At 41.0% G+C, this 23,133-nt stretch carries 26 protein-coding genes; 22 read left to right on the top strand and 4 right to left on the bottom strand.

Annotation, left to right across the window (positions count from 1 at the left end):
• Nucleotides 1-424 precede the first annotated feature (424 nt).
• The 6 genes from CHB71_RS15395 to CHB71_RS15370 all read left to right on the top strand — a co-directional run bounded on the left by CHB71_RS15395 (nt 425) and on the right by CHB71_RS15370 (nt 7,296).
• Nucleotides 425-3,283 carry an FG-GAP-like repeat-containing protein gene (locus tag CHB71_RS15395; RefSeq protein WP_089357829.1) on the top strand — a complete coding sequence of 953 codons (2,859 nt, stop codon included), beginning with the start codon at nt 425-427 and terminating at the stop codon, nt 3,281-3,283.
• A 200-nt stretch (nt 3,284-3,483) separates the two neighbouring features.
• Nucleotides 3,484-4,293 (top strand): ion transporter, encoded by an 810-nt coding sequence (locus CHB71_RS15390; protein WP_089357828.1) that lies wholly within the window; start codon nt 3,484-3,486, stop codon nt 4,291-4,293.
• A gap of 74 nt (nt 4,294-4,367) precedes the next feature.
• Nucleotides 4,368-5,210, top strand: coding sequence for an alpha/beta fold hydrolase (locus tag CHB71_RS15385; RefSeq protein ID WP_144017445.1), 843 nt, complete (start codon nt 4,368-4,370; stop codon nt 5,208-5,210).
• Nucleotides 5,200-5,679: an RNA polymerase sigma factor gene (locus tag CHB71_RS15380; RefSeq protein ID WP_089357826.1), complete on the top strand. Its 480-nt coding sequence runs from the start codon at nt 5,200-5,202 to the stop codon at nt 5,677-5,679. The genes CHB71_RS15385 and CHB71_RS15380 overlap by 11 nt, the downstream gene beginning before the upstream one ends.
• Nucleotides 5,676-6,269: a hypothetical protein gene (locus CHB71_RS15375; protein WP_089357825.1), complete on the top strand. Its 594-nt coding sequence runs from the start codon at nt 5,676-5,678 to the stop codon at nt 6,267-6,269. The genes CHB71_RS15380 and CHB71_RS15375 overlap by 4 nt, the downstream gene beginning before the upstream one ends.
• A gap of 67 nt (nt 6,270-6,336) precedes the next feature.
• Nucleotides 6,337-7,296 (top strand): c-type cytochrome, encoded by a 960-nt coding sequence (locus CHB71_RS15370; protein ID WP_089357824.1) that lies wholly within the window; start codon nt 6,337-6,339, stop codon nt 7,294-7,296.
• 46 nt (nt 7,297-7,342) lie between these two features.
• On the opposite strand, the gene CHB71_RS15365 is transcribed toward CHB71_RS15370, so the two are convergent.
• Both CHB71_RS15365 and CHB71_RS15360 read right to left on the bottom strand, forming a co-directional pair.
• The gene (locus CHB71_RS15365) at nt 7,343-7,996 is read right to left on the bottom strand and encodes a tetratricopeptide repeat protein (RefSeq protein WP_089357823.1); all 654 of its coding nucleotides are present in this window, start codon (nt 7,994-7,996) and stop codon (nt 7,343-7,345) included.
• A 22-nt stretch (nt 7,997-8,018) separates the two neighbouring features.
• Complete coding sequence (locus CHB71_RS15360) at nt 8,019-10,166, bottom strand: TonB-dependent receptor (RefSeq protein ID WP_089357822.1); 2,148 nt, start codon at nt 10,164-10,166, stop codon at nt 8,019-8,021.
• A gap of 124 nt (nt 10,167-10,290) precedes the next feature.
• Here CHB71_RS15360 and CHB71_RS15355 point away from each other — a divergent pair, with 124 nt between their 5' ends.
• Nucleotides 10,291-11,580, top strand: coding sequence for an amidohydrolase (locus tag CHB71_RS15355; RefSeq protein ID WP_089357821.1), 1,290 nt, complete (start codon nt 10,291-10,293; stop codon nt 11,578-11,580).
• A gap of 199 nt (nt 11,581-11,779) precedes the next feature.
• Nucleotides 11,780-11,935: a hypothetical protein gene (locus CHB71_RS18860; protein WP_179213437.1), complete on the top strand. Its 156-nt coding sequence runs from the start codon at nt 11,780-11,782 to the stop codon at nt 11,933-11,935.
• Nucleotides 11,936-12,005: 70 nt separating this feature from the next.
• On the opposite strand, the gene CHB71_RS15350 is transcribed toward CHB71_RS18860, so the two are convergent.
• Entirely contained in the window at nt 12,006-12,569 is a 564-nt protein-coding gene (locus CHB71_RS15350; protein WP_089357820.1) for an EF-hand domain-containing protein, read from the bottom strand.
• 128 nt (nt 12,570-12,697) lie between these two features.
• Between CHB71_RS15350 and CHB71_RS15345 the strand changes: the two genes are divergently transcribed.
• The 14 genes from CHB71_RS15345 to CHB71_RS15280 all read left to right on the top strand — a co-directional run bounded on the left by CHB71_RS15345 (nt 12,698) and on the right by CHB71_RS15280 (nt 22,711).
• Entirely contained in the window at nt 12,698-13,078 is a 381-nt protein-coding gene (locus tag CHB71_RS15345; protein WP_089357819.1) for a hypothetical protein, read from the top strand.
• Nucleotides 13,079-13,109: 31 nt separating this feature from the next.
• Nucleotides 13,110-13,730, top strand: coding sequence for a DUF2867 domain-containing protein (locus CHB71_RS15340; protein ID WP_089357818.1), 621 nt, complete (start codon nt 13,110-13,112; stop codon nt 13,728-13,730).
• Nucleotides 13,731-13,787: 57 nt separating this feature from the next.
• On the top strand, nt 13,788-14,432 hold the full coding sequence (locus CHB71_RS15335; RefSeq protein ID WP_089357817.1) for a cupin domain-containing protein: 645 nt from the start codon (nt 13,788-13,790) through the stop codon (nt 14,430-14,432).
• Nucleotides 14,433-14,499: 67 nt separating this feature from the next.
• Complete coding sequence (locus CHB71_RS15330) at nt 14,500-15,087, top strand: Crp/Fnr family transcriptional regulator (RefSeq protein WP_089358071.1); 588 nt, start codon at nt 14,500-14,502, stop codon at nt 15,085-15,087.
• A gap of 61 nt (nt 15,088-15,148) precedes the next feature.
• On the top strand, nt 15,149-16,168 hold the full coding sequence (locus CHB71_RS15325) for a cyclase family protein (protein WP_221406742.1): 1,020 nt from the start codon (nt 15,149-15,151) through the stop codon (nt 16,166-16,168).
• On the top strand, nt 16,146-16,442 hold the full coding sequence (locus CHB71_RS15320) for a DUF1330 domain-containing protein (protein WP_089357816.1): 297 nt from the start codon (nt 16,146-16,148) through the stop codon (nt 16,440-16,442). Before CHB71_RS15325 ends, CHB71_RS15320 begins: the two co-directional genes overlap by 23 nt.
• 69 nt (nt 16,443-16,511) lie before the next feature.
• Entirely contained in the window at nt 16,512-16,958 is a 447-nt protein-coding gene (locus CHB71_RS15315; protein ID WP_089357815.1) for a DMT family transporter, read from the top strand.
• Nucleotides 16,958-17,686: a GNAT family N-acetyltransferase gene (locus CHB71_RS15310; protein WP_089357814.1), complete on the top strand. Its 729-nt coding sequence runs from the start codon at nt 16,958-16,960 to the stop codon at nt 17,684-17,686. Before CHB71_RS15315 ends, CHB71_RS15310 begins: the two co-directional genes overlap by 1 nt.
• Nucleotides 17,687-17,693: 7 nt before the next feature.
• Entirely contained in the window at nt 17,694-18,326 is a 633-nt protein-coding gene (locus tag CHB71_RS15305; protein ID WP_089357813.1) for an NAD(P)H-dependent oxidoreductase, read from the top strand.
• Nucleotides 18,327-18,336: 10 nt separating this feature from the next.
• Entirely contained in the window at nt 18,337-19,026 is a 690-nt protein-coding gene (locus CHB71_RS15300; protein WP_089357812.1) for a DUF4386 domain-containing protein, read from the top strand.
• Between the two features lie 67 nt (nt 19,027-19,093).
• On the top strand, nt 19,094-19,675 hold the full coding sequence (locus CHB71_RS15295; protein ID WP_089357811.1) for a type 1 glutamine amidotransferase family protein: 582 nt from the start codon (nt 19,094-19,096) through the stop codon (nt 19,673-19,675).
• Between the two features lie 52 nt (nt 19,676-19,727).
• Complete coding sequence (locus tag CHB71_RS15290) at nt 19,728-20,339, top strand: alpha-ketoglutarate-dependent dioxygenase AlkB family protein (RefSeq protein WP_089357810.1); 612 nt, start codon at nt 19,728-19,730, stop codon at nt 20,337-20,339.
• Between the two features lie 132 nt (nt 20,340-20,471).
• A complete protein-coding gene (locus CHB71_RS15285; RefSeq protein ID WP_089357809.1) occupies nt 20,472-21,566 on the top strand; it encodes a type 1 glutamine amidotransferase domain-containing protein in 1,095 nt (364 codons plus the stop codon).
• Between the two features lie 59 nt (nt 21,567-21,625).
• Entirely contained in the window at nt 21,626-22,711 is a 1,086-nt protein-coding gene (locus CHB71_RS15280; RefSeq protein ID WP_089357808.1) for an adenylate/guanylate cyclase domain-containing protein, read from the top strand.
• A gap of 13 nt (nt 22,712-22,724) precedes the next feature.
• On the opposite strand, the gene CHB71_RS15275 is transcribed toward CHB71_RS15280, so the two are convergent.
• On the bottom strand, nt 22,725-23,069 hold the full coding sequence (locus tag CHB71_RS15275) for a 5-carboxymethyl-2-hydroxymuconate Delta-isomerase (RefSeq protein WP_089357807.1): 345 nt from the start codon (nt 23,067-23,069) through the stop codon (nt 22,725-22,727).
• Nucleotides 23,070-23,133: the final 64 nt, after the last annotated feature.

The raw sequence follows: 23,133 nt of genomic DNA, 5'->3' as shown, positions 1-23,133 counted from the left end.
GTGAAACCGTTCCGTGACGGATTAGTAATTTTGTGGCGATCACTCGGATAGTTTTAGAAAACTACTCTCAACTACTGGAGATATTGGGTTTCTATCGTAGGGCCAAGTGATAAGTAAAGAGTGCGAGTTTACCACCACTAGCAGGTAAACTCGCACCCCGAATATATTTAAAAGGTATATAACGCCATATGGCATGAATATTTGCCATCAGAGTACTTGAAATGGTATTAGTAATGGCTTAAAAGACTATTCTATAACACTCACTAAAAAATTGCATTGCCAAAGTGTTTCTGGATTTTCATTTCACAAAGCAGTTCATTGTGAATACCGTTGCAGTAATATAGCAGTTTCGTTAGTTTAGTGCTTTCAAGTTAAATCTTGGACAAACACCGCTTACTACCTCAACTAAAATTTATAAACCAAAATGAAAAAAACTCTACCTATTTTATTCTTACTACTTTCTTTTAATCTCTTTTCACAATCCTACTCAGAGCTATCTAGTGCCGGTTTAGAAAACAAGAGTTTAGGCTCTATCGCCACCGGTGATTTGAATAATGATGGGTATTTAGATGCTATTACTACAGGAATTGATGAAAGTTCTGAATTGTCAACTAGTGTGTATATCAATGATCAAGATGGAAGTTTTACAAAACTTAACGTAAGCTTAACGCCGCTTTATAATGCAACAATTGCGCTAGGGGATTACAATAATGATGGATTTCTTGATGTTTTATTGGCTGGTGAAGGTTATGATCCTTTGGCCTCACTATGGAAAAATAATGGAGACCTAACCTTTACTGAAGTAGAGGCTGGTCTGACAAATCTAGGAGGAACCAATGCTGAGTTTGGAGATGTAGATAATGATGGAGACCTTGATCTATTACTCTCTGGATCAATAAAAAATGAGAACGGAAGCTACTCAAGTGATTTAAGGCTTTATTCTAATGAAGGCAATGATTCATTTATTGAGTTCGACCTATCTTTTACTTCGTATTCAGTGGTAGGGACATTGGGTGATTTTGACAATGATGGTGATTTGGATTTATTATCCGGTGGAGGAAGCTTAGAAATTTACCCTAACAATGGAGATGGAACCTTCTCACCACCACAAAACTACGGTTCTTTTCCTGCAGGTCAGATGAAGTGGTTTGATTTTGACAATGATGGTGATCTGGACTTCATCATCTCTGGACGTGGCTCTGGAGCGGATGAGTACTTCACAAAAATTTATCAAAACGTAGGAGCTGAAAATAATTGGTTCGTAGAGTTACAGGATACAGACTTTGCCAACCCCAGTAGAGGCAAACTGGATATTAGGGATTACAATAGCGATGGTTATTTAGATTTATTAATAACTGGAACATTGGATTTCTCAACCAACTCTTTTGTTACAAAAATTTATGATAATTCTGGTACTACTTTTTCAGAAAATTCAACTATTTCGCTTCCACAGTTGGGAAGTGGTGATGGTAACTGGTTTGATATTGATAATGATGGTGATTTAGACTTATTACTTACAGGAGAAGAAGATCAGGGATCTAATGTTAAAAAAACTGTCGTTTACAGGAATGATGAAAATGGCAACACATATTCAACAAATTCAACTCCCAATGCACCTTCAGAGTTGAGTTGGACTTGGACAAATGAAGTAACCTCCTTCTCATGGGGAGCAGGGTCTGACAATGAAACTCCTACTTTGGAACTATCTTATAATTTAGGAGTAGGGACTACTACTGAAGCATCTAATATTTTATTTCCAGAATCCAATAGTGACGGGAGTAGATTAGTTCAAAAACTTGGGAATGCTCAGAATAACACTGAGAAGTTATTAGCAAATTTAGAAGATGGTATTTTTTACTTTAAAGTGCAATCAATTGATGGTTCACTAGCAGGTTCAGAATTCAGTGAAGCAGAGAAATTTGCAGTAGGGATTCCTGCCTCTCCCTCCAGCGCTCAGGCTGCTATCAATTCGGATGATGATATTGAAATCACATGGACAGACAATTCTGTCAATGAGTTCTCTTTTGTGATTGAACAAAAATCAAATCTAAATGCAGATTACGTTGAAGTAGGAACTGTCGAAACTGATGTAAACAGCATCTCTATTTCAGGGCTTGTTGATGGCATCTATACATTTAGAATAAAGGCTATAAATCCTAATGGAGAATCAGAATATATTGAAACTAACGATGTTGCTGTTGGAATTCCTGCTGCTCCATCTGATGCTCAGGCTGCTATTAATACAGATGATATTGAAATCACATGGACAGATAATTCAGTCAATGAGTTCTCTTTTGTAATTGAACAAAAATCAAATCTAAATGCAGATTACGTTGAAGTAGGAACTGTCGAAACTGATGTAAACAGCATCTCTATTTCAGGGCTTGATGATGCCATCTATACGTTTAGAATTAAGGCTATAAATCCTAATGGAGAATCAGAATACATTGAAACTAACGACGTTGCGGTAGGAATTCCTACTGCTCCCTCTGATGCTCAGGCTGTCGTTAATACAGATGATGATATTGAAATCACATGGACAGATAATTCAGTCAATGAGTTCTCTTTTGTGATTGAACAAAAATCAAATCTAAATGCAGATTACGCTGAAGTAGAAAGTGTCGAAACTGATGAAAACAGCATCTCTATTTCAGGGCTTGATAATGCCATCTATACGTTTAGAATTAAGGCAATAAACCCTAATGGAGAATCAGAATATATTGAAACTAATGACGTTGCTTTTGGAATTCCTGCTGCTCCTTCAAATTTTTCTGCTACGCTTAACAATGATAGAAGTGTTTTATTAGCTTGGGATGATCTTGTTAATGAACGTACCTACAAGTTAGAGCGAACTTCCAATAATGGCGATTCTTATGTGGAGATTGCCATTCTTGAAATGGATATTCAAGAATATTTGGACGAAAATTTGATTCCCGGGACATATAGCTATCGAATCCAGTCGATTAATGAGAATGGGGAATCTGACTTTGTCAATTCTGATCTCTCAATTGAGATAGTTTTAGGAATTAGTGACTCTAACAAAAGTAATCTTAGCATTTATCCTAACCCGGTATTTGATGATTTTGTATATGTCAAAACACCAGATAATCATCTGCTATATGATATTCAAATAAGTGATTTAACTGGGAAGACATTGAATCCGCCTATAACCCATTTCAATGATTCATGGAGAATTGATTTCGCTGGTATTCAGTCAGGGGTTTATATTGTAAATGCTAAAAAAGGGAATGAAATATTATCTCAAAGAGTAATTATTGAATAACTACTTAATAAGGTGTAGAAATCACCATCAATATCCTTAATGACGTCACAAGCGAGGACGTATATAAGATACTCGTCCTCGTTTGCAACGAGGATGACTAAACAAAGGCCTTCACCCCTCCTCCACCCAAATAAAAAACAGTTTGGTATTCCTCAAATGGATGTATCTTTCGTGTGACTTTACCACCGTCACAAAGCCACATGATCAAATTCGTTGAGCATATTCTCAAGAATTTTCTGGAATCGCCTCGTTTTCAGAATTTCATCACCTTTATCATTATCCTCAATTCCATTCTAATCGGGTTGGAAACCTACCCGGAGATGATGAAAGAGTATGAGCCTATCATCGACACCTTCGATATGGTGATTTTGGTGTGTTTCACCATCGAGATCGCGCTGAAAATATTCATCTTTCGCAGGAAGTTTTTCACGAATGGTTGGGATGTTTTTGACTTCTTCGTCATTGGAATTTCCATCCTGCCGGCAGCAGGATCGTTCTCCATCTTTCGTGCCTTAAGAATCATTCGGACGCTACGCTTACTCAAGAGTCTACCAAAACTTCGCCTGATTATAGAGTCGCTTCTTCACTCACTCCCAAGCATTGGATGGATTGTAGTATTACTCACCATTGTTTATTACATCTATGCAGTAGTTGGTTACAACCTCTTTGCTCCTTTGTACCCGGAGTATTTTGGATCACTTCATAAGGCGTTTTTTACACTCTTCCAGATTATGACGTTGGAAAGCTGGTCATCGGCCATCGCTCGTCCGATTATGGATGGTGTCCCCTATTCTGCTGTCTACTTCGTTACTTTCATTCTCATCGCTACCTACACCACGCTCAATGTATTCATCGCTATTGTGGTCAACACCATGAACCAGCTTGCTTTAAAAGGAATGCATGAAGAGGAAGAACAGATGAAGCAATTTATGGCTGCTCAACACAAGGTGCTAAATCAAAAGTTGGACAAGCTTCAAAAAGAAGTAACGTCACTAAAGGAAAATCAGTAAACAAACTTTTTTTTATGATGCTGTAACAATCTCCGGTCTTTGGGTTCAAAGTGGAAATTGAAAACAAAACAGATATGAAAAAAATAGTAATCTTACTCAGCGCTCTCCTCATTGTACAGTTTGCATTTAGCCAGGCACCCATTCAGGTAGAAAAAAGCGGTGAGGGAAATCCAATTCTCTTTTTACCAGGCTTCACCACTCCGGGATCTGTCTGGAATGAAACCATCGAGCATTTGAATGGCACTTTTGAATCACACACTGTTTCGTATGCCGGTTTTAATGGATTAGCTTCCATTGGAACACCATGGTATGCTCCGATCAAAGATCATTTGATTGCGTACGTAAAAGAAGAAGAGCTTACCAATCTGACAGTAGTTGGTCACAGCATGGGTGGAAATCTGGCAACAGATTTGGCAGCAGCATTAGGGGATAATGTCACAGGTTTGATTCTGGTGGATGCGATCCCCTGCATGCGCGAACTAATGATGCCGGGAGTACCTGCTTCCACTCTTCAATACGACAGCCCATACAACAATCAGATGCTTGGGATGTCCGACGATGCATTTAAAAATACGGCATTAATGATGGCCAGAAATATGACCAATCAGGAAGATAAGGTCGAAATGATTGCTGGATGGTCAATGGAAGCGGATCGTAAGACCTATGTTTACGGATACACAGATTTGTTGAAGCTGGACCTTCGCCCTGCATTGGAAAACATTCAAACCCACACATTGATTCTTGGTGCCACATTTCCAACGCGGGAGATGTCTCAGCAAACGTTTGAAAAGCAGTATGAAAACCTGTCTAATAAAACAATCTCATTGGCCGACAACAGCAAACACTTTATCATGTTTGATCAGCCGGAGTGGCTATACTCACAAATCAATAACTATTTAGCAAAAAATGCCCAATAACACCGAGTTATTTGAAACCCTGCACGCTGATTACTATCCTATGGTCAATCAGATGTGCCTGGGTTTTATGAAGGGAAACAAAGCATTAGCTCAGGATCTTTCTCAAGAGACATTCATCAATACCTGGAGGGCTCTTGATAAGTTCAAGGGAGCTTCCAGCTATAAAACCTGGATCTATCGGATCACTGTGAATACCTGCCTGAAGTATATCCGAGACAATAAACTTAAAAACCAGGCTTCTATTGATGAGTACACACAACTGCCTGATGATTCAACTGATACCGAACAAGAACATCAAGCCCTCTATCATGCCATCGGTCAATTGGGTGAGGTGGACAGACTAATCATTATGATGGTGCTGGATGAGCTCGAGTATGGTGAGATAGCAGAAGTGGTGGGTATCAGCGAAGGAAATCTTCGTGTAAAAATTCACCGAATTAAAAAAAGCCTTAAAAAAATATTAGTATGAGTGATTTACTAGATGACTTAAAAAATAAATGGAGCGATGCAAAAGGGGGCAATCCCAAACATCCATCCGCTGAAGAGGTAATCAACCTCTCGAAAAAGAAAAAGAAGGGTGCGGTAAATATGCACATTGGAAACATTGCCATTCTGACGATTACGCTAATAGGCATATCTGCTTTCTTTATTTATGTGGCACCACTTCAAGAAATATTGAGCCATATTGGTATCGCACTGATGACGGGTGGGTTACTCCTCCGCATTTTGATCGAGTGCTATAGCACCTATCGGTCCACCAAGTTGGAAATCAGTGATTCGACAGCCGTTTCCAATGAAAAATTTTTAAAATTCTATGCGTATCGTAAGCGTATACATGGGCCGGTCACAATTTCCATATTGGTTGCGTATACGATTGGGTTTTATATTCTCACACCGGAATTTTCAACCTATTTTACTACAACACAGGTGGTGATTATGGATCTGTCATACCTGTTGGCGGCAGCTATTTTCGGCTTTTCTATCCGCAAGGGAATTAAAGATGAAATGAGGCTTTTAAATGAATGGAAGGGCTTAAATGAGGAAATTGCTAATGGGTAGCAATTGATTATTTGAAGAAAATCATTAATTTAATTTACTAAAATCACTTATTATCTAACCTATCACCATGAAAAAAGTATTAAAAATCCTGGGGTTGGGATTGGCCGCTATTGTGGTAATTCTGATCGTGACTCTAGTGGTCATCAACTCAAGCGACATTCCTTCGTACGAAGTAGAAACCATCGCATTTGAACACAAAAGTAGTCCCGAGGCAATAGCCAGAGGGAAAAAGCTTTCACAGATGCTATGCGCCAATTGTCACATGGACATGTCCACCAGAAAGCTTACAGGTAAGCGAATGAAAGATGTCCCGGCTGAATTTGGAGAGATTTTCTCACAAAATATTACGCAGGATGAAACCTATGGTATTGGCACCTGGACGGACGGGGAACTGGTTTATTTGCTCCGAACCGGTATAAAGAGAGATGGCCAATATGCGCCTCCCTATATGGCTAAGTTACCTCATATGGCTGATGAGGACATCAATGCGATTATCGCATTTCTTCGATCGGATGATCGGATGGTACAAGCTGAACAAAAAGCCGATATACCTCCAAAACCATCCCTTCTAACCAAAATATTATGTAAGGTGGCATTTAAGCCATTTCCTATGCCTGAGGAGACTATTCCTTTACCAGACACAGCAAATACGATTGAGCTTGGCAAGTACCTGGCTCATAATCTGGACTGCTACTCATGTCATTCTGCTGATTTCAAGAGCAATAATTATCTGGATCCTCCGCTAAGTACGGGGTATTTTGCGGGTGGAAATCCAACACTGGATATGGAAGGAAGGGTGAAGGTTACGCCAAACCTAACTCCCGATCAGGAAACCGGAATTGGAAGTTGGTCCAAAGAAAAGTTTATTCAGGCTGTGAGGTTTGGACAGAAAGAGGGAGAACAAGCCCTTACTTATCCCATGATGCCCTACATCCAACTCACAGAATATGAAGTGGGAGCTATCTATGATTACCTGATGACCATTCCTGCCATCAATAATAAAGTAGAGCGATCCATTTACAATTAAATAGAATGCAGTCTCAAAAGAAACCCTTTTGAGACTGCTTTATTTCTTACTCCCCTCCTTTTTCACATATCATGCTGATGACCTCATTGTTGGTTTCATTTCCCCATGTCGGCGCTAAAGGATTGTCAGCATTTTCTTCCTCAGCAAATAGCGCTTTTGCATTGGCAAAGCTTTCACAAGCTCCTCCGTCACCCGCGCCCATAAACTGAGCAGTACCATACTGCATTCTACCCAATAAGTAGTGTGCTCTTGGGTTTGTCGGATCCAGTTGAACGGCCTTCTGAAAAGAAGCGAATGCCATACCTGAATATTTCATGCCTCGAGTTGCAGGATCTACGACCAACCGCATCATGTGTACATAACCTCTCATAGCTTCCAGCTCTGAATCATTCGGCTTAATGTTCTCTGCCTTTTCTACTGCCTCCAGCGCTAAATCAAGGAACCTGTCTTTTTCCTCACCATTTTCATGCATATCACTCATACGGATATAACCAAATGCGATATAATAGTACGGCTCCCACCTGTTAGTTTCCGCTTCACCAATTCGGTTGAGCTGGTTGATCACTCCTTGCAAGGCTTCAGGTGTTTCGGCAGTAAACATGGCCGGAATATTTTTTCCCATGGCTTTCTCAAACTGTCCATTGGCAAGCACCGTGATTGAACATAGCGCTGTAAATAGTATGAATAGATTCTTTCTCATAATTGATAAGTGTTTAATTGATTTAAAGATTTGGTAATTGGTTAATGCCTTTGTTTTTGGAGAGTGTGATAAACACACCCAGAAATATGAACCTCCTGGCTGCTGGTGTGATTGCTCTACCAGCGTATACACCGTTTGTATCTGCAGTGTCTGCAAATTCATACCCATAGATATTGTTAATCCCCAGCACATTGTTGACCATGGCATGAACGATCACCTGGTTGCTATACAGGTAGCTAATATTAAAGCTAAGATCATGGTATGCTGGCGTACGACCTGAAAGGAATCGATCAGTGTTGGGATCATGATATGTACGTTCACTTGCAAATGCGTAAGTCAACCCAACCTGACTTTTGATCTCATCAATGAACTTTTTCACGACCACTGAAAAGTTGTGCGTTGATGCAAATGTTGGAGTGAAAGAACCCGGAAAGTCCTTAAAAGCTCTTTCGGTATCCAGGTAGGAATAGCTGACCCAATAGTCTGTGTTTTTAAACGTCTTGGTATCTCTCCAAAAAAGGTCCAATCCTCTTGCATAGCCATAGCCATCAAATGCATAGGTGGAAGGATCAAAAACCTGACTGTAGCGTGTCAGATTATCATATCGTTTATCGTAAGCCTCCACCCGAAAACTCTGACCTTCACTCAGCCATTGATAGTTGGCAATAAAGTGAGTAGCTTTTTCAGAACTTGCTGACGGTTGACTTAATATGATTTGTGTTTGTGGTGCCTGGTAAAACTGACCATAAGCCAATGAAACCTGGCTCTTATCGCCTGTCTTATAAGCTGCAGAAAGTCGGGGAGTTAAGGTGTTTTTTGAAGTAAGGCTATTATTTTCTGCTCGAAGGCCTGCTTTGAACCCCAAAGAAGACGATGCAAACCATTCCGCTTCTAAGAAGCTAGCTCCCAGTTGCTCATTAAAATCTTGCTCAAATGAACCACTCTCATCAGACAATATCTGATCAACATTTCTTCGGATTAGTTCTACGCCACCAAGGATGCCCAATCGATCTGAATACTGATAGTCGGCGACTACTTTACCATGAAACCCGGTAAGATTCTGGTCCCTACTTTCAGTATCTAACGCAGCAAAATCATCACTCTTAGTAAACGAAGCGCCCGTCTTAAGTCCCCAATTTTCTCCCAAAAGCTCACGGTAAGACACATTGAAATGCGCATAGTCATTTTGAACCTTTACAGGCAATTCCAATTCAGGATTGGCAATATCAGATTCATACAATTCCATGTCGGATCTGCTGGCATTCGAGTAGAATTTCAGCATTCCGGTCTCACTGGTTTTCACTCGGTAGGCCAGATTCGAATTGTACTCTTCCGGTGCTTTATCCCACTTCAGATTCTGATCTACTAACTTAAAGTAAGGTGTCAGGTTGGTGTACTGTACCTTTCCGGCAAAAGAGCTGTTTTCGGTCGCCTGAGTTGTCGATACATCTGCACCTACCGACATCAGTGAGATATCTGTTCGGTCATTTTCTGCAAGATCTTTGGATTGGAGAATCAAAGCAGAAGAAAGTGCCTGCCCGTACTCTGCTGAATAGCCACCCGTTGAGAAGCTCATTCCTTTAAACATGAATGGTGAGAAGCGGCTTCTTCCAGGCGTATTAGGAGCGGATGGACTGTATTCATTGTGCACGAGCATCCCGTCGATGAAGGTCTTGGTTTCTCTTCCATCACCTCCCCTAACAAATAATCTTCCGGTCTCTCCCACTGTTTGCGTGCCTGGCAAAGTATTCAAAGCACCAGGAACATCTGCAGTAGCACCCGCAGTAGTCACTATATCAAGCGGCTTTAATACTTCTCGCTTTCCCTCCTCTGAAGCATGGAAAGCGCCTGCGGTAATCACCACAGCATTCAACTCACTCACTTTCTCACGCATCCTGATTAACAAGGGCTCATTATCCTTTGATAGTGGGAGGTTTATCTCATGAAACCCAATGAACGAAGCGACAAGAATCAGGCTGTCTTCCTCATAAGTAGTAAATGAAAAATTACCATTGATGTCTGTGGTAGCTCCATCATAAGTTCCTTTTATATAAACATTAACCCCAAGCAAAGGCTCTCCGGATTTTTCAGCAACTCGTCCTGAAATAGTTGTTTGGGCAAAAAGAGATGAACAGATGAAAAGAAAAGGTAGTAGGATGATTGCTCGCATTTGTTTTTGACTTTTAGATTCAATCCAAAAGTCCCGCAGATCAATTGCCTACACCAATCATCCTGACCGAACTGTAGAAATATCCGGATGAGTTGTAACTTATGCTTCCAAAACCAGAATTATTATGAAAAAAACCTTTCTAACCTTATTTACAGTTGTATTTTCTATAACACTCTTTGCTCAAAATTTTGATAAGCAAATTGAGGAGATGGTAGCTCAAACAGAAGCTGAAGTTATTGAATGGCGCCATTGGTTTCATCAGAATGCCGAGCTCAGCAACCGAGAGTTTAAAACTGCTGAACGAATCACAGAAATTTTAAAAGAAATTGGCTATGAACCTCAAACCGGAGTAGCAAAGACCGGAGTGGTTGCTATCCTTGAAGGTGGAAAGCCCGGGCCAGTAGTAGGTCTTAGAGCAGATATTGATGGACTACCAGTAAAAGAGCGTGTAGAACTACCATGGGCATCTAAGCAGATGGGCGAATACAATGGCGAGCAGGTTCCTGTCATGCATGCCTGCGGACACGATACACACATTAGTATCCTGTTAGGAGTAGCTAAAATGCTGTGGGAAATGAAAGACGAAGTTCCGGGGACTGTAAAGTTCATCTTTCAGCCAGCTGAAGAAGGAGCTCCAAAGGGCGAAGAAGGTGGAGCCAAATTGATGGTGAAAGAAGGCGTACTAAAAAATCCGGATGTAGATGCCATTTTTGGTTTACATATCAACGCTCAAACACCTGTTGGAAAGCTTAAAGTGAGACCGGAAGGAATCATGGCGGCAGTAAACTCAATGCGTATAGACATCAAAGGAAAGCAGGCACATGGCTCAGCTCCCTGGGATGGAATAGATCCGGTGGTGACTGCCGCACAGATGATCAATAACTTTCAAACGATCATCAGCAGAAACATGCAACTTACTGAGGCACCTGCTGTCTTAACCATTGGGGCAATACATGGCGGTGTGCGATACAACATCATTCCTGAAGATCTGTATATGCTTGGAACCATCCGTACGCTGGATGAAGATATGCGCACACAAATCCTTTCACGAATTAGAGAAGTAGCTCAGAAAACGGGTGAATCAAATAATGCCGAAGTAGAAGTCTGGATTGATGAAGGATATCCTGTGACGTACAATGAACCTAACCTCTATGAGCAGATGCTTCCAACACTGAAGCGTGCAGCCGGAGAAGACAATGTCGAAATCATTAAGCCGATTACCGGAGCAGAAGACTTCTCCTTTTTCCAGGAGCAGATTCCAGGGCTGTACTTCTTTGTAGGCGGTTGTCCACCGGAAAACGACCCTGATGAAGTGGCGGGGCACCATACACCAGACTTCTATGTAGATGATGCAGGGATGAAACTGGGTATGAATGCGATGATGGGTTTAACCCTGGATTACATGAACAAATAGCCTATACAGATCCGATTCGCGCTTCTATATTTAAATATACAGATCCGATTCGCGCTTCTATATTTAAATAGTACAATTTATTAGCTAAATAATAATATTTTAATAAGCATTTTACCTACATTAATTTATGGTACAATACTTACATTAAATTGAATTATTCAAATCCATCTTTGAATCATAATTAAACGGAATAACAGCTATGATGAACCTATTTAAACTATTCGCCAAGAAGGATTCTATTAAGATGGCAAAGACAGATTCAGGAGAGTGGATTGTGAAAAAGAATCTTAAGATATTATATATCGGATCAAAAGAGAAGTGTCAAACCTATATGAACCAGCTACGGATGGCTTGAGTAAGCTATGGTAAGTTTCATCCAGGATTAGGTAGGTGTATGAACCCCGCTTCGGCGGGGTTTTGTTTTTTTAGTCTTTATCTCCCCAAAAACCGAAAAGCCAGTTTCCTGGTGACTTTTCATCACTTGACATGAAGAATTCATCTACTGCTTTCATCAACTCTTTCTTAGTGATAAAATCATCCCCGTCTCTATCTAGTTTGACAAATGCTTTTGCCGAATGCTTGATGGGGATGTGATAGCACATAAACATGTCAGAATACTCATTCACTGAGATTACGTCATCTTTATTTAGATCAAATGAATCAAATATGGAGCTGATCATGTACTTCACCCAGCTTTTGTAAACATGTTCATTTCCTGGTCTTAGCATCACTTCAAAAAAGTAGAGAAACTGTTCCTCATTCGCTACCCCTCCCTGCTTCTCGAAATACTTTTTGAACATTTTCCAGCTCTGGATGCTCTTGTCGATCACTTCCTCATATTCCTTTGTTCCCGGTTTGTACACCCAAAGAACGCATAAAGACTCACCAATTTCTCTAAAGTCATTTTCTTCTAGCACACCATTTCGGTCTTGATCTAAAACCACTCGGAAATAATGCGAAATTTTCTCTTTCTGTAATTCTGATAGCATGATTTTCAGTTTGAGGTGGCAAAAGATACGAGATAAATCTTAATACGCAACATTCAAAGCATCTGATGGCTTATGGCTGATCATACATCAAACAATTTAGGTACCTTTAATAAGCACAATATTCTAAGATGCAGGGGCTTTACACAGAAATTCATAATGAAAAGGAGATTGTGGTCATTGACTACTCAATCGTACCTCATGAGCTTGAATTTGATCTGATGAAATACTCTCTGGAGTATATCACTAAATATGAGCGTACTTCTGCCCTCGTCTTAGAAATCATCTCACGAGTAAAATTGAAACAAGAGATTTTAGACTACTTTCCACAATACTTTGATGAAATTAAAGGACATGTGAAAAGGTGGGGGTCTGTTGGTTTTGGTAAATTGATTTTTAAAGAAATGATAGATACCAAGCTGATTACTCCTCGACCGGGGGAAAACAGAAACATCGATTGGTTTGAAACGAAGGAAGAGGCACTTGAGTTTTTAATACAAGATTATCAATGAAAATTGATATTTATTCGCTCAATAGGCTTTCATGACACTCAACCAAATCAAAATTAATAAACAGAGCCACCTGGAACAGCCATGGCGAGTGCATTCCTTGCTGGAAGATTTTGATATTGAAGATGTCTGGCGTGTACCGGTAAAGCTCAAACAAGAGCACAGCCTGGATCTGTTTCTAAATCAGTTCATGGAATCGAATGAACAGGTGACACAAAAAGGACTAGCAGGATTTCTATTTCGTCTTAGACTCTTTCTTGGCAAAATCTTCAACTGGGATGAAAAACAGCAGATAGATCATTTGCTCCCCGGAAGTATCCGGGAACGATATGCGAAGGCAGAAAACCAGAAATTCAAAGACCTGCCTGATCCCGGTACCGGAGACTTTATTCCTGTTTATCAACTGGAGGATGAATATTTATCTGAAATTGAGAATAAGACCGTACATGCTGCCCTGCATATTGGGAGAGTGCAAATAGCTGGTGGTTATGGCATTCATATGGCTGTGTACGTAAAACCAAAGGGACTTTTTGGAAAAGCCTACATGAAATTGATCCAGCCGTTCCGTCATTGGATTGTATACCCTGCACTGATGAAGTCAGCAAAAAAAAGTTGGGAGCGGTATTACGGAAAAGTGCTGCTAGTTGATTCTTAGAAAGATTTTCACGCTTTCTAATTATCTTTCTACTGTCTATCATCAAATTAACCAACCATGAAAAAGATCAATTTTATTGTAATCGCATTAGTTGCTTTAGCTATGTCATGCACCCAGAGCAATGAAGGAACTCATTCTCACGGAGGCGAATCACACACTCACGACCAAACGAAGGAGACCTTCTCCATTGAAAAGTTAGTAGCAGAAGTAAAAACTGTTCCTGACTCAATTATGGAGTATTTACATGCCCAACATCATTCGCATAAAGTACTGGAGCGCAGAACCGTCCCTCCGGGCTATGAATCCAAAGAACTCAAAAACTGGAGTGAATACGTTGCGAAAGTGGAAGACCTGCCGGCCATCAATCCAGGACCCGGTGAATATGTACATGTTATGGAAGGATATAAACACGGATATAAGAATCTTGTTATCGGTATCACCGAAACCTTTCCTGGTGGTGCACCACCCATGCACACTCATAAAGGTGAAGAATCTCATGTATTGCTGGAGGGTACAATCTTATACGCACTGGGCGATACACTATTCACCATTGAGGCTCCATACATTGTTAATATCCCTCCTATGGTACCTCATGCGTTTAAAAACATAGGAGAAAAAACCGCCAATTTGGTGGTCATTTTTCCAACTAACATGTGGGAATACGATGTGCTTGATTTTTTTCCATTTAAGGAAGAAGAGTAGCAACTAAATTTGGATGGTGGTGGACTTCAAGACCCACCATCCATTTTTAAGCAATCGTAACAAACCAATGCACAGCATCCTCATCAATAATATCAAAGAACTCGTTCCTCTTTCTGAGAAAGAAGTGGCGTTGGTAAGCGATGCATTTAAGCCTCGACACCTAAAAAAGAAAGAACACCTGTTGCAAAAAGGAGACCCATCCAACCATATGCGTTTTGTTTCGGATGGATGCATGAAGGTTTATTCCGTTGATGAGGACGGGCAGGAACACATTCTTCAGTTTGGTATTTCCGGATGGTGGATCAACGATCTTTATGCCTTTCTCACGGAAACACCTGCCACTTTTTTCATGCAGGCCATTACGGAAAGCACCATGATGCAGGTGCATCGTGATCGTCTCAATCAGCTGTACGATGAAGTGCCCATGATGGATCGCTTCTTTCGCATCAAAACACAAAATGGCTATGTCGCTTTACAGGAACGAACCATCCGATCCATGAGTGTTAGCGCCGAGCTACGCTACTCCGAATTTATCAATCGATACAGAGACATGGAGCAGCAAATTCCTCAATATATGATCGCATCGTATCTCGGCATTACCCCTGAACATTTGAGTACCATCCGAAAAAAAATGAGCACTCAAAGCCTTTCTTAAGATACCTTAATGTTTTCGCTTTCGCTGGCTTGAAACTTTGTAATCAAAAAGTTAAAAAGCTATGAAAGCAACATTCTTTTCTATGTTATTACTTCTCACCGTGGCTGTCAAGGCACAGCACAAAGAGGTAGTTGGTACAAGTCCATGGGGACCGGAAGATGAAATCGGCACCCTGAACTTAATGACCGAAGCATCCAAGCTTCACGTTCTCTCTCAGATTAATTCGGGCAAGGCTTATGACCTCAGTGTCGACTACTTTGTGGGCATGCCCAGCTTCCATGCGTTGGGAGATCCCGGCTATCAGTATTGGCTCACTCATACCCCGCACGGAACCATCGTAGACAACCCTAACGGAATAGGTGAAACGATGAATCGCAAGGTGAGTTACACAGGGGATGCCATCTCTATGTACACGCACATGGGTACACACATTGATGCACTCAACCATTTTGGACTGAACGGAAAAATTTGGAATGGATTTACTCCGGAAGAACATCTGGGCGACAAAGGCTGGAAAAAAACCGGAGCAGAGACCATCCCTCCCATCATCGCTCGTGGAGTGATGATTGATGTAAAATCATCCAAAGGGACACTTCCCGCGAACTATCGGATTACTGCCAAAGACCTTCAGGATGCACTTAAAAAACAGCGAGTTGGGTTGGAGCCTGGCGATGTTGTCGTTATCCGCACAGGTCAGGGTGAGTTTTATCAGGATGCCAATCACTATCTCGACAACTATCCGGGTATCAGCCTTGATGCGGTAAAGTGGCTTATTGAAGACCAGGGCATCATGCTTCTGGGTGCAGACAACCTGAGTTTTGAAGCATTCCCTCCGGAGCGAGAAGATAATTGGGTACCTGTACACACCTATCTACTGGCTGAAAAAGGTGTTATGTTCATCGAGCAGATGTACCTGGAAGAGCTGGCCAATGATGAGGTGTATGAGTTTGCATTCATCGCAGCTTCACTGAAACTAAAAAGGTGCAAGCGGCTCTCCAATGCGTCCCATTGCCCTACCTATATCCAAATAATTCTGAAAAATTTAAACAACAAACAACATGTCAGCTTACATATTATTTGACAACCTCACGGTAACCAGTCCGGAGGATTTAGAAACCTACAAAAGCCAAGTGGCTGAAGTGGTGGAAAAACACCCGGGAAAGTACGTGGTACTGGGTGGTAAAACAAGAGTGGTTGAGGGATCGGTAACACCCAGTTACCTGGTCATGATTCAGTTTCCAAGTTTTGAAATGGCGGAAAACTGGTACGACTCGGACGAGTACAAAGATTTGAAGGCTCTTCGCATGTCCGCTACCACGTCTACCGGTGTGATTATCGAAGGACTTCCTGCCTGATAGCTATAAAGCGAATGGTTCCCTAGAGTCCCATTCGCTATTCAAATCAACATCAAAAACAATAAGACGATGAATAATCCAACATTGCTTCTTCTCTCCTTTTCGGTGGGAATTATGGTCGTGATCCAGGGCGGGGTAAATGCCCGCCTTGGTATCCTACTAAACAATTCCCTCTTGGCCACCTCCACAGCACTGACCATGAGTGCCAGCTTTACCTTGATTGCAGTGCTGGTCACTGTTAGGCAGTTTCCAAGTATGCATCAGCTCAGGGAAATACCGATCTATATGTGGATCACCGGAGGAGTCTTGAGCTTCCTGGCGGTAACGCTTTTCTATTACATCATTCCGAGGCTGGGTATCTCCACAGCGGTGACATTCGGTCTGGCCGGTCAACTCATTTTCGCCGCTATTGCCGGACATTTTGGGTGGTTTAATATGCCAATGGAACCCATCACGATGAAGAAGATTGCTGGATTAGTCGTGATGATATCAGGTGTCATTTTAATCAAATCATAATGGATTTAATCAAGGCAAATATTAACAACCTTACTGCTCTCTGGAAGGCCGGAGGTCAGTTGGCCGGACAATACATAAAAGAAGAAGGCTACTGTTTGAGCGTTGCAGGAAGTGGCGAGTGGCCAAACAAACTATGGTTTACTCAATCATTGGACATGCTGACACTCCATGACATTCAACTCAAATGGAATCTGGATGGCGTATCGATTCCCATTTGGGGAAATGATCTAGCAAAGCAAGAGTTAACACTTATAACCAGAGGTTTTGAAGAAAAACTAACACAAGTAGCCATGTCAATGGATCTGACGAATGCACCCGAGCGTATTGATCGGGTGGTCATTCAAAAAGTGACGAACGAAAAGATGGCAGTAACATGGTCCAATCTATTTCAGGAATCATTTGGTTATGAAGTAAGTGCTGAGACTGTAACAAAAACCATTGGATCTATTGAATACTTCATTGGCAAACATGACGGAGTTCCGGTAGGCACAGCAGTACTTTTTATGGATCAGCATGGCATTGCAGGCATCCACTCCATGGGGGTTATTCCAACGCAGCGCAGGAAAGGTTATGCGGAAGAACTACTCATTCACATGATGAATATCGCCCGAATGAAGGGAGCGAACTATGCTACACTGCAAGCTTCGGAAATAGGAAAAGGACTATACCTAAAGACCGGATTTAGAGAAGATTTCATCATTAAAACATTTATTAAACCCAAAAATTAAAAGGACTATGAATTTATTAGACAAACTAAACTGGCGCTATGCCACTAAAGTCTTTGACCCTAAAAGAAAGGTGTCAACTGACGACCTGGATTTCTTAAAGGAAGCTATCCGCTTATCCGTTTCCTCTTATGGCCTACAGATGTATAAGGTTTTGATCATCGAGAGTCCTGAGATACGAGAGGAACTACGGAAAGCTTCGTGGGATCAGGCGCAAATCACAGACGCTTCGCATCTATTTATATTCTGCAACTACACCGTAAACCATGATCAACATGTGGATGATTATATTCAGTTGATTATAGATACGCAAGATACTGTGGACACAAAAGGCTTGAAACAATATGGTGAGTTCATCAAATCAGATATTGCAAATAAGACATCAGCAGAGCGAAAAAGCTGGTCTGAAAAGCAAACGTATCTGGCTCTGAATAACCTCATTATAGCTTGTGCCGATCGCAAGATAGATGCATGTCCAATGGAGGGATTTGATAAACAGGCATACAATCGCATTCTCGGACTGGACGAGCTAGGACTCAATGCTTCGGTCATTGCTCCCATAGGATATCGTTCTGAAAATGATCAAACGCAAAAGCGTAAGAAAGTAAGGAAGCCAATGGATGAACTTTTTGAATTAGCTTAATTTTATTGTGATGGAAACTGACAATAAAAAAACAGCTCGACTGACAGGTATCCTGTACCTGTTGGTCATTATTTGCGCTGGTTTCAGCCAGGGCTATGTGCGAGGCACCTTGTTTGTACCTGGTGAACCGGAAAATACTTTGGCTAACATTGTGGCATCAGAAGGCCTATTCAGGCTAGGACTGACAACTGATCTCATTGCCTTTTTACTAGATGCAGTAATTGCTATTCTTCTGTATCAACTACTGAAAGGAGTAAATAAAACACTCGCCATCATTGCGGCTGTATTCCGCCTCTTGGCACATCCGGCGATTGCAAGCCTTAACCTATTAAATCATTACATGGTGATCGAAGCAGCGACTTCAGGTGGCTACCTCTCTGTGCTGGGAATGGAACAGCAAGAAACCTGGACCATGCTCTTTTTGCAGGCACACAATTATGGCTATTTGCTTGCTGGTGCATTTTTCGGGATACATTGTTTGCTGCTTGGAATTCTACTCAATCGATCCAATCTGTTCCCAAGTATTTTCGGAATCCTGATGGTATTCGCAGCTTTTGGGTACCTGATTGAGACCTTTGGTAATATCATGATTCCCGGAAATGAAGCTTTGTTAGCAAACATCGTGGGATTCTCAGCGGCAGTTGGTGAAGTTTCTCTTACTTTTTATTTATTGATTAAAGGTGTAAACGAACCTTCCTAAATCAGATATTAATATTTTGGGTCAATGCTAATTGACCCAATTTCTAAACCTCCTTATACAGTTAACAATGGAAAAAGTTAAAATATATGTATTCCTATTTGATGGTTTTTCAGACTGGGAAATTGCATATCTAACTCCTGAAATCAAACGAAACGAATTAGCAGATTTGATCTTCTTCTCAAAAGATGATAAGCCAATCAAAAGTATGGGAGGACTTACAGTGGTTCCGGATGAAGCACTTAAAAATATCAAACCGGACAACATTGATCTGTTGGTACTTCCGGGAGGCACGCATTGGGAAAAGGGACTAAACAATGAAATAGAGCCACTTACCAGAAAGGTTGCAGATTTAGATAAGCCAATTGCTGCCATCTGTGCTGCCACCACATTTCTTGGTCAGTTAGGGTTGTTGAACGAAACGATGCATACAAGCAATGACTTGAACTATTTAAAAGCTATAGCTCCCAATTATGCTGGTGAAGTTCATTATCAGGCTTCCCTTTCAGTTTCCGATAAGAAACTAATAACCGCAAACGGAATCGCTCCGATTGAATTCACCAGGGAAGTCCTCAAAATGATGGGGCTATACAATGAAGAAGAGCTAAACAAGTGGTATCAATTGTATAAACATGGAATTTGGGAAGAGTAGATGGCAATAACATTCACATCATCGAACGAAAACAATAATCACAAAATCGTTTATGGAGCTATTCGAACGGGAAGCATATCCTTCTAAAAACTGGTTGCCCCATGATGGCACGGTCAATTATTATGGCAAAATCTTTGAGTTGCTGGAAGCTGACCGATTATTTGAAATTTTTCTAGCTACCATAGACTGGCAGCCCGATCAGGCTGTCATTTTCGGTAAGACGATTGTGACCAAACGGAAGGTAGCCTGGTATGCGGAAAAGTCCTTTCCCTATCGCTATTCAGGTACCACCAAAGTAGCACTTCCATGGACAGAAGAACTCCGGTCTATCAAAGAGCTCGCTGAAAAGCACTCCGGTGAAACTTACAACTCTTGCCTGTTGAATTTGTATCATTCCGGCGAAGAAGGCATGGCCTGGCATAGTGATGGTGAGACTGAACTAAAGAAAGACGGATCGATTGCTTCATTAAGCTTTGGTGCCGAGCGGAAGTTTTCTTTTAAGCATAAGCAAACCAAGGAACGCATCGACCTACTATTGGAAAATGGTAGTCTATTGGTGATGAAAGGCACCACTCAAACCCACTGGCTTCATCGGCTCCCACCCACTAAAAAGGTGAATCAACCGCGAATAAATCTGACCTTTCGTCAGATGGAGGAAAATTGATATTCAATTATTAATGTTTGTAAATCTCACCTTCGTATTAGTATCTAAAGAACGATAGCTCTCAACGTGTAACTTTTAGTCCACGACACCCCTCTTCAGTTGTAATCAATTCAGATCACTAAAACACGTATCATGTCTAAGGCAAAAAAGATCATTAAACGGTCAGCAATCACCATTGTCATTCTAGTCATATCATTGACCGTATTTGGCTATTGGTTTATGGGGTTAATAGTAGCAGATAAACCGATGTATGAAGGCATCACCAAAACACGTCCTTCCGATCTCAATTACCTAACAAATGACTCAGTTGAATATCGGGGCCAAATACTAGCAGTGGTGACCAGCACTGCTGAAATGGGCACCAGTGGCAAATCCACAGGCTATGAATTAACAGAGCTGTCCCGAGCGTACTATGTTTTCATGGCTAATGGATTTGAAGTAGAGGTGGCAAGCCCACTTGGCGGCCAAACCCCGGTGGTTATTGATGATGACGATGTTGAGATGTATGATTATGCGTTCATGAATGATCCAGTTGCACAATACAAAGTCAACAATACCTTTGCCTTAGCTGATCTAAACCCTTCGGATTATGAGGCTGTCTATTTTGTAGGTGGAAAGGGAGCCATGTATGATTTTCCAGAGAATGCTTCAATTCAAAATATTGTAAGAGAACTCTACGAAAATGATAAAGTAGTTGGTGCCGTATGTCACGGTCCGGCGGCTCTCGTTAATGTTACTCTTAGTGATGGTCGCTCACTTCTGGATGAGAAGTCTGTCAGCGGATTCACCAATGAAGAAGAAATTTTCCTCATTCCAGATGCATCTGAAATATTTCCTTTTCTTCTTCAGGACAAGCTCATTGAATCGGGTGCATCTTTTCAGGAAGGTGCTATGTACTTGGAAAATGTGGTGGTGGATGGAAAACTTGTCACTGGTCAAAACCCATGGTCTACCTGGACACTTGCTGAATCTATGATTGAAGCAGTGGGGCATAAACCAAAGTCACGACCAATTACTGCAGAAGAAAACTCAGTAGCAATTTTGAACGCATATGCGCAATTGGGATATGATCCAGCTAAACAAATGTTAGAGCAAAACTTGAATGAAGAAATTCCTATTAAGAGGGAGCTTCTGGCCGTACATAGTATTGTTTCAGCCATGCAATGGAAGCTTGTAACTACAGTTGACCTCATTCGACTTTTGGCCCATGCGAAATCGAAGGAATAGCTTGAAAACCGCTTAATGCGTTAATTTAGTAGCTGTCATCACGCCTAAATTCTATCATTGTGCTCAGCCCAAAACAAAAACGTAACATCAGCCGCATTATCCCTTTTGGGATCATCTGGCTGGTGACCGGTTGGGTATTTTTATTAGCTGAAACAGTAGCAACGGGCAATCAAAACCTCAACCCTGATTCTGCGGTTAGTCTAACAATACCAGTTTTCATTTTTGCAAGTTTGGCTGTGACCTCTGTTGGTCTATTGGTTGGGTTAATCGAGCTTGTGATCCTTGAAAAGCGATTTCGACACTACAGTTTTAAAAGAAAAGTAGGATACAAATTCTTAATTTACCTGTTGCTCATGCTTGTGATTCAGGCATTATTCTTTCCCATCGCATCTGCAATTGAGCTTAACACATCAATCCTGAATCATCAGATTTGGAAAAAGACCCTACAGTTTTTCCAAAGTATTGTGTTCATCAATACAATGTTTCAAATTTCATTCCACCTGGCGATAAGCCTTTTGTACGCTGCAATTAGCGAAAATCTGGGTCATCAGGTAATGTTCAATTTCTTTACAGGAAAGTATCATAAGCCTCGAGTGGAAGAGCGGATATTTATGTTTCTGGACATGAAGCACTCAACTGCTATTGCTGAGAAACTGGGACACATTAATTACTTCAATTTTCTTCAACAATACTATGATGTAATGACAGATCCAATCATCAATCATCTGGGCGAAGTATATCAATACATTGGAGATGAAGTAGTCGTTTCATGGAAGCAAGAGCAAGGTTTAAATAAGAATCACTGCATTGAATGCTTCAAAGAAATTGCAAGTAGTATGAATAAAACGCGGAATCTATTTCATCAGAATTTTGGCATTTCTCCAGAATTTAAAGCCGGAATGCATCTCGGTGCGGTGACAACTGGAGAAATAGGAGCACTAAAAAAGGAGATTGTTTTTAGCGGTGATGTACTAAACACAACAGCCAGGATACAAGCCTTATGCAATGAGCATGGTGCGTCACTGATTATTTCAGAAGAACTTAAAAAACATCTTCCAAAGGAAATTAAGACCCGGGATCTTGGTGCAATCAAACTCAAAGGAAAATCTCAATCCACAAAGATTGTTGCAGTCGAAATGGGCTGAGTAGTTCTCTTCCTCAAATCATTTTTCGATGAAAGTATGTCTGCGGCTCAAAATCATACACATTCATGGCAATGTTCTCGGTATTAAGGAGCTCATCGAGTTTTTTAACAATCGCTTCAGAGAGTTTGCTTTTCTGAGCTGTGGATCTCCCTCCCATGATGTAGCCAAAAACATGAATAAAGTCATTATCTGGTTTTCCTGCTACCAATGATTTCTCAAATGGAACCAAACGAACCTTGATGTCATTTTCATCAAAAAGGCCGCTGGAAACAGCTTGTTTATGAACGGTCTTTAAAATGGTTTGCGCATCGACAGATTGAATCGCTTTCGTGTTTGTATGAATGATAAAGTGAGGCATTTTTCATGTTTATGTACCAACCCGAATAACCTCAATAAGAGTTCAAAAAACTTATAATTAAACA

Origin of the sequence: Ekhidna lutea, assembly GCF_900188325.1 — a bacterium.
In the GTDB taxonomy this organism is placed as follows: Bacteria; Bacteroidota; Bacteroidia; order Cytophagales; family Cyclobacteriaceae; genus Ekhidna; species Ekhidna lutea.
Note: the sequence above shows the minus strand (reverse complement) of the source record. Positions and strands in the feature narration are given on the sequence as shown.

Bases quoted from the DNA above. Each gene is read 5' to 3' on its own strand.
- CHB71_RS15355 (WP_089357821.1), top strand. From the start codon at position 10,291: ATGAAAAAAACCTTTCTAACCTTATTTACAGTTGTATTTTCTATAACA.
- CHB71_RS15285 (WP_089357809.1), top strand. From the start codon at position 20,472: ATGTCTAAGGCAAAAAAGATCATTAAACGGTCAGCAATCACCATTGTC.
- CHB71_RS15345 (WP_089357819.1), top strand. From the start codon at position 12,698: ATGCAGGGGCTTTACACAGAAATTCATAATGAAAAGGAGATTGTGGTC.
- CHB71_RS15395 (WP_089357829.1), top strand. From the start codon at position 425: ATGAAAAAAACTCTACCTATTTTATTCTTACTACTTTCTTTTAATCTC.
- CHB71_RS15360 (WP_089357822.1), bottom strand. From the start codon at position 10,166: ATGCGAGCAATCATCCTACTACCTTTTCTTTTCATCTGTTCATCTCTT.
- CHB71_RS15275 (WP_089357807.1), bottom strand. From the start codon at position 23,069: ATGCCTCACTTTATCATTCATACAAACACGAAAGCGATTCAATCTGTC.
- CHB71_RS15305 (WP_089357813.1), top strand. From the start codon at position 17,694: ATGAATTTATTAGACAAACTAAACTGGCGCTATGCCACTAAAGTCTTT.
- CHB71_RS15290 (WP_089357810.1), top strand. From the start codon at position 19,728: ATGGAGCTATTCGAACGGGAAGCATATCCTTCTAAAAACTGGTTGCCC.
- CHB71_RS18860 (WP_179213437.1), top strand. From the start codon at position 11,780: ATGATGAACCTATTTAAACTATTCGCCAAGAAGGATTCTATTAAGATG.
- CHB71_RS15375 (WP_089357825.1), top strand. From the start codon at position 5,676: ATGAGTGATTTACTAGATGACTTAAAAAATAAATGGAGCGATGCAAAA.
- CHB71_RS15340 (WP_089357818.1), top strand. From the start codon at position 13,110: ATGACACTCAACCAAATCAAAATTAATAAACAGAGCCACCTGGAACAG.
- CHB71_RS15390 (WP_089357828.1), top strand. From the start codon at position 3,484: ATGATCAAATTCGTTGAGCATATTCTCAAGAATTTTCTGGAATCGCCT.
- CHB71_RS15335 (WP_089357817.1), top strand. From the start codon at position 13,788: ATGAAAAAGATCAATTTTATTGTAATCGCATTAGTTGCTTTAGCTATG.
- CHB71_RS15310 (WP_089357814.1), top strand. From the start codon at position 16,958: ATGGATTTAATCAAGGCAAATATTAACAACCTTACTGCTCTCTGGAAG.
- CHB71_RS15370 (WP_089357824.1), top strand. From the start codon at position 6,337: ATGAAAAAAGTATTAAAAATCCTGGGGTTGGGATTGGCCGCTATTGTG.
- CHB71_RS15330 (WP_089358071.1), top strand. From the start codon at position 14,500: ATGCACAGCATCCTCATCAATAATATCAAAGAACTCGTTCCTCTTTCT.
- CHB71_RS15325 (WP_221406742.1), top strand. From the start codon at position 15,149: ATGAAAGCAACATTCTTTTCTATGTTATTACTTCTCACCGTGGCTGTC.
- CHB71_RS15315 (WP_089357815.1), top strand. From the start codon at position 16,512: ATGAATAATCCAACATTGCTTCTTCTCTCCTTTTCGGTGGGAATTATG.
- CHB71_RS15380 (WP_089357826.1), top strand. From the start codon at position 5,200: ATGCCCAATAACACCGAGTTATTTGAAACCCTGCACGCTGATTACTAT.
- CHB71_RS15350 (WP_089357820.1), bottom strand. From the start codon at position 12,569: ATGCTATCAGAATTACAGAAAGAGAAAATTTCGCATTATTTCCGAGTG.
- CHB71_RS15320 (WP_089357816.1), top strand. From the start codon at position 16,146: ATGTCAGCTTACATATTATTTGACAACCTCACGGTAACCAGTCCGGAG.
- CHB71_RS15365 (WP_089357823.1), bottom strand. From the start codon at position 7,996: ATGAGAAAGAATCTATTCATACTATTTACAGCGCTATGTTCAATCACG.
- CHB71_RS15300 (WP_089357812.1), top strand. From the start codon at position 18,337: ATGGAAACTGACAATAAAAAAACAGCTCGACTGACAGGTATCCTGTAC.
- CHB71_RS15295 (WP_089357811.1), top strand. From the start codon at position 19,094: ATGGAAAAAGTTAAAATATATGTATTCCTATTTGATGGTTTTTCAGAC.
- CHB71_RS15385 (WP_144017445.1), top strand. From the start codon at position 4,368: ATGAAAAAAATAGTAATCTTACTCAGCGCTCTCCTCATTGTACAGTTT.